The 4,116-nt window shown below is 40.7% G+C and carries 6 protein-coding genes and 1 pseudogene; 2 read left to right on the forward strand and 5 right to left on the reverse strand.

Going from position 1 to position 4,116, the window contains the following annotated elements; all coding sequences use genetic code 11:
* Positions 1-21 precede the first annotated feature (21 nt).
* Positions 22-298 (reverse strand): annotated as a pseudogene (locus BG74_RS07880) (PLP-dependent transferase); the annotation flags it as partial.
* 324 nt (positions 299-622) lie between these two features.
* Here BG74_RS07880 and metJ point away from each other — a divergent pair.
* Positions 623-940, forward strand: a complete 318-nt coding sequence (gene metJ / locus BG74_RS07885; RefSeq protein WP_066597670.1) for a met regulon transcriptional regulator MetJ — start codon at positions 623-625, stop codon at positions 938-940.
* Positions 941-1,963: 1,023 nt separating this feature from the next.
* On the opposite strand, the gene BG74_RS19860 is transcribed toward metJ, so the two are convergent.
* The 4 genes from BG74_RS19860 to rpmE all read right to left on the reverse strand — a co-directional run bounded on the left by BG74_RS19860 (position 1,964) and on the right by rpmE (position 3,724).
* The gene (locus BG74_RS19860; protein ID WP_066597673.1) at positions 1,964-2,164 is read right to left on the reverse strand and encodes a pentapeptide repeat-containing protein; all 201 of its coding nucleotides are present in this window, start codon (positions 2,162-2,164) and stop codon (positions 1,964-1,966) included.
* A 180-nt stretch (positions 2,165-2,344) separates the two neighbouring features.
* Positions 2,345-2,629 carry a hypothetical protein gene (locus BG74_RS07895; RefSeq protein ID WP_369678543.1) on the reverse strand — a complete coding sequence of 95 codons (285 nt, stop codon included), beginning with the start codon at positions 2,627-2,629 and terminating at the stop codon, positions 2,345-2,347.
* A complete protein-coding gene (locus BG74_RS19865; protein WP_369678541.1) occupies positions 2,583-2,735 on the reverse strand; it encodes a hypothetical protein in 153 nt (50 codons plus the stop codon). Before BG74_RS19865 ends, BG74_RS07895 begins: the two co-directional genes overlap by 47 nt.
* A 773-nt stretch (positions 2,736-3,508) precedes the next feature.
* Complete coding sequence (gene rpmE / locus BG74_RS07900) at positions 3,509-3,724, reverse strand: 50S ribosomal protein L31 (RefSeq protein ID WP_066597676.1); 216 nt, start codon at positions 3,722-3,724, stop codon at positions 3,509-3,511.
* Positions 3,725-3,926: 202 nt separating this feature from the next.
* Between rpmE and BG74_RS17990 the strand changes: the two genes are divergently transcribed.
* A partial coding sequence (locus BG74_RS17990; protein WP_244267442.1) for a primosomal protein N' family DNA-binding protein occupies positions 3,927-4,116 on the forward strand: 190 nt, incomplete at its 3' end.

Raw genomic sequence — 4,116 nt, forward strand, 5'->3', positions numbered from 1 at the left:
TAGTAGTCATGGGGCCGCCCCCACCAGCAGATCACCGAGTTTGAGAAAAACCGTGCATACCAAATCCACTGCTGGTCATTACCGCTCCTGTACCGCCCTCCAGTTCCGCCAGCGCCAGCTGCACCACATCGCGATCGCGAGTCGGGTCACCGCAGCAGGAGTAGTCGTGGGCGAGCCACTGGTTGAAGTCGGTAAAATTATTGGTGCCCAAGGGGTAATTAGTGAGACGAACACAACCGAATTGCTCGTCGTTATTCAGCCCGCTGCGAACTGCGATAGTAGCCTGCTTGCGCGTCATAGTGTCACATCCTGACAAATGCTAAAAGTGAAGTGATAGAGTAAACTGCGCAAAGATAGACGTCAATAAATCTAGACATCTAAACTTCTTTACGTATATATTGAGCACAGCAACAATAACCGCTAAAATTATGCTGAATTAAACAGTTAAAATCCATTTCATATGTTGTAACGCAAGCGAAAGGCGGGGTCGAGTGCGAAACAATAGGGAATGGTGATAAAAAGAAAATTTAGCCGGCATTAAGTAAAGCGTTTCCCGTATATACGGGATAATTATCGAACTTTTTACAATTTATATTCATTCGTTGAGACATTAAGGTATCCCATGACGGAATGGAAAGGTGAATATGTCAGCCCTTATGCTGAACATGGTAAAAAAAGCAAGCAGGTCAAAAAGATAACGGTATCCATTCCACTGAAAGTTCTTAGGATTTTGACCGACGAAAGAACCCGGCGCCAGGTTAACAACCTGCGCCATGCCACCAACAGTGAGCTGCTGTGTGAAGCGTTTTTGCACGCTTTTACTGGCCAACCGCTACCGGACGACCACGATCTACGTAAAGAGCGAAAAGACGAAATCCCAGAAGCGGCGAAAGATATGATGCGCAAGATGGGGATCGACCCCGAAATTTGGGAATATTAACAGCGAGTAAACCTACCACGGCGCTCATGAAGCACATGACCAGGACCACCGCCGAGAGTTAACCGGCATCAACGAAGGTCATTGGTGCCTTTACCTCTCCCATACACAGCGGGTAGAGTGCCTGATTAGGCGCTAATCAATACGCTACTCTTTACTTACCACCCGCGTACGCCAAGCGGGTGCCTCAAATCAGGACGGACTTTATCTTGGTCCTGTCTGCTGCCCATGACCCGCAGCATCAGCTCTAGCTGTGCTGAGGCATAGTCAATTTGACTGAGGAATATCAAAGTCTCTGGGCTGTGTGTACCAACTCACTCAGCAAGCGTATACTCGTGGGGTTGCTCTATCGCTATCTTCTTTTTTATGCATATATCCTCTACTGTCCTATGACATGTTCTCATTAAAATTTTCTAACCTTGCCGGGCGGCATTCAAACTGACGACGGCTTACCGCTGTTGCCTGACTAACCGGTTTATATTATCTCCAGTTGGACAACCGATGATCTAGCTGACTGTTTTAAGATAACAGGTAAATAGTCAACGAAAGAGAACAACGTGATCCATGGGAAAATCTTTAGCACATCTCACGGAGAGAGATGCAATAGGGAGCGATAATCGTTCTCTATTATCGATAATATATTTTTTACCGTGGCTTGTGAAGCACCGTGCAGCGGCCAATAATTTTTGAAACATTGTCTACCTCGCTTTATACTCGTGATAAGACTTGTCTCTGCTGCACCAGAATTGTCTATAATTCGCAACGCTATATGTCAATCATCTATCGATTTCATATACAAATTATAACGAAGGCTGTTAATACTAACAATTTCAATCAATATCCTCTATAAAGTTATTTACACATCAAATGGAGAGAATGATAGAGATGAAAACCTATTACCTGTTTTTCATACACAGTTAAAGTTATAACATTTACATTCTGCCAAAAGAAGTATCTAATACGATAAAGATTTTATTCATGCTCAAGGGGATGAGAAAAGTCACGTTTGACGCGATCATAAAACTCTCAACGAGCAACGTTAAGATCTTTGATTACATTATTTATAATGTATGTAGACATTATTTGTCTATATTTTAGCGACGGGAATTTTTCTTTGCTAAGGTTAACATATTTAATATCTACTTGACTTAAGTTAGCAAAGATCAAATTGACGCCGGTAAAATCCGCGTCCGTCAAATAACTACAATTCAGTTTATCGAAGGTCAAATCGGCATCGATAAGTTCTGCACTGGTAAAATTCGCCTAGACTAGGTTAACATAAGATAAATCGATCTGGGTCAGGTAGGCATCGTTCATCCGGACTCGAAAAAATTAGCCTATGTCAAATTATCGCTGACCAATTCAGCACCGGATCGGTCAATACCGACCATATTATCCTGTGCTAGATTAACGTCGGTAAGGTTCCTTACCTTTTTCAGTCAAAATAATTGGATCTTGGGCAAGCTGTAACTCTTTTCTGAGCAATAATTCCAGGCATACTTTATGGTATGCCTGGATATCAATGTTATGATAAATCAAATGACTGCCTTCTCGTACTTCCACCGTCACTTTTGTTTCATCGCTACCAATCATCGGAAGTTTGAATGAGACTTCACACCACATGACATCATGTAAGGTGATATCCTTAGGCTGAGTAATATTTGTGCCATCCGAAATCTTCGGCCATTCTATCCATAATTATCGTGTACATATTTTCCCTTTCTTGACATATGCCGATAAATTTCAAAATATCCAATATATGCTGGAAAATACCTGACGTAGTTATAGTATCATTCACGGAAAGAGATGATCTAATGCCTCAGAAAAATCAAATTTCAAGGTATTTTTTTGATAGACGTATTAATTGCAATTACACTAACCTATATATAAATTGTGTATTGAGATGACTGGGAGAATATAGGAATATTACTATAAATTCAAGAATATAAGAATCACATAGAATGTTTTATTCATGATCCTTCAATATGATAATAAATTGATTTTAGCTATTTATTTTTCTTTTATCTCCATGCGAAGTTTTTAGTTAAAAATTAATCTTTTTAGATTAAATTTGTTATAGTATTTAGTATTTAGTATTTAGTATTTATCAACACAGGATAAATTAAGTTACCACATCGCAGATAATTAAATTTATCAGTGCCTTATTATTTTTAATAATTATATTTACACCGATATTATAATGTAATAAGTGCAGACGATTTTAGAGCTACAGTAATAAGGTAAACTCCTTATTTATCCGCGCACTTATTAAGGAATTAACCATCGAGTATCAATATGGAGTAGATAGACTTCAGGATAGGCCTTATTAGTCAGCAATGATTTATCGCTATGAAAAATGCGACGGATTTAATATGAAAGGATAGAGTTACTCTTTCGCCGGGCGCGAGAAAATCCCAATATCGGTTTTTTTAGCCAAAAAACAATGAAAATTGTATCGCGATTCAAAGTAGTGGCTAAACCAAGAAAAGACCAATAACACAATTTATCTAAACGTTAAGATGATTATAAAAAAGGCGCCCGAGGCGCCTTTTTTTCTTTTAGTAGGGACAATTATTTTTTGCCGACCGGAATGCTGAAACGCTTGTTGAAGCGATCAACACGACCGCTAGTATCAACAACACGTTGTTTACCAGTATAAAACGGATGGCAAGCGCCGCATACGTCCAGATTCAGGTCGTGGCCCAGGGTAGAGCGGGTCTCGATGACATTACCGCATGAACAGGTTGCAGTAATTTCTACGTATTTCGGGTGGATATCTTTTTGCATGGAAAACCTCTTCATAAAGCCGCGTCGCTATCCGGTCTCTTTAGCCAGACACCACGCGAATGGAGTTTATATCTTTGATGCAGAACGACATCAAAGGCGGTGAGTCATTAAAGAATGCTATCAATCTTTGCAAACATAATCCGTACATCAAAGTCAACACAGTGTACACTATTAGCGCTTTTTTGACACCCAGGATGAATGCATGCCCGTTGTAAACGTCGCATTACCGGTGCCACTGGCTCGGACCTTTGATTACCTTTTACCCGCTAACGGCGCGCCGGTGGTTGGGGGTCGGGTGCGTGTTCCGTTTGGCCAACGTCAGACTATTGGTATCGTCACCGCTATCCGCGAGCACAGCGGCGTAGCCCTGGATAAGTTAAAGCCTATTAGCG

It is taken from the genome of Sodalis-like endosymbiont of Proechinophthirus fluctus (genome assembly GCF_001602625.1).
Taxonomy (GTDB): domain Bacteria; phylum Pseudomonadota; class Gammaproteobacteria; order Enterobacterales; family Enterobacteriaceae.

What these genes read in the sequence shown, in the direction of transcription:
- metJ (WP_066597670.1), top strand. Translation starts at nt 623, where the DNA reads ATGACGGAATGGAAAGGTGAATATGTCAGCCCTTATGCTGAACATGGT.
- rpmE (WP_066597676.1), bottom strand. Translation starts at nt 3,724, where the DNA reads ATGCAAAAAGATATCCACCCGAAATACGTAGAAATTACTGCAACCTGT.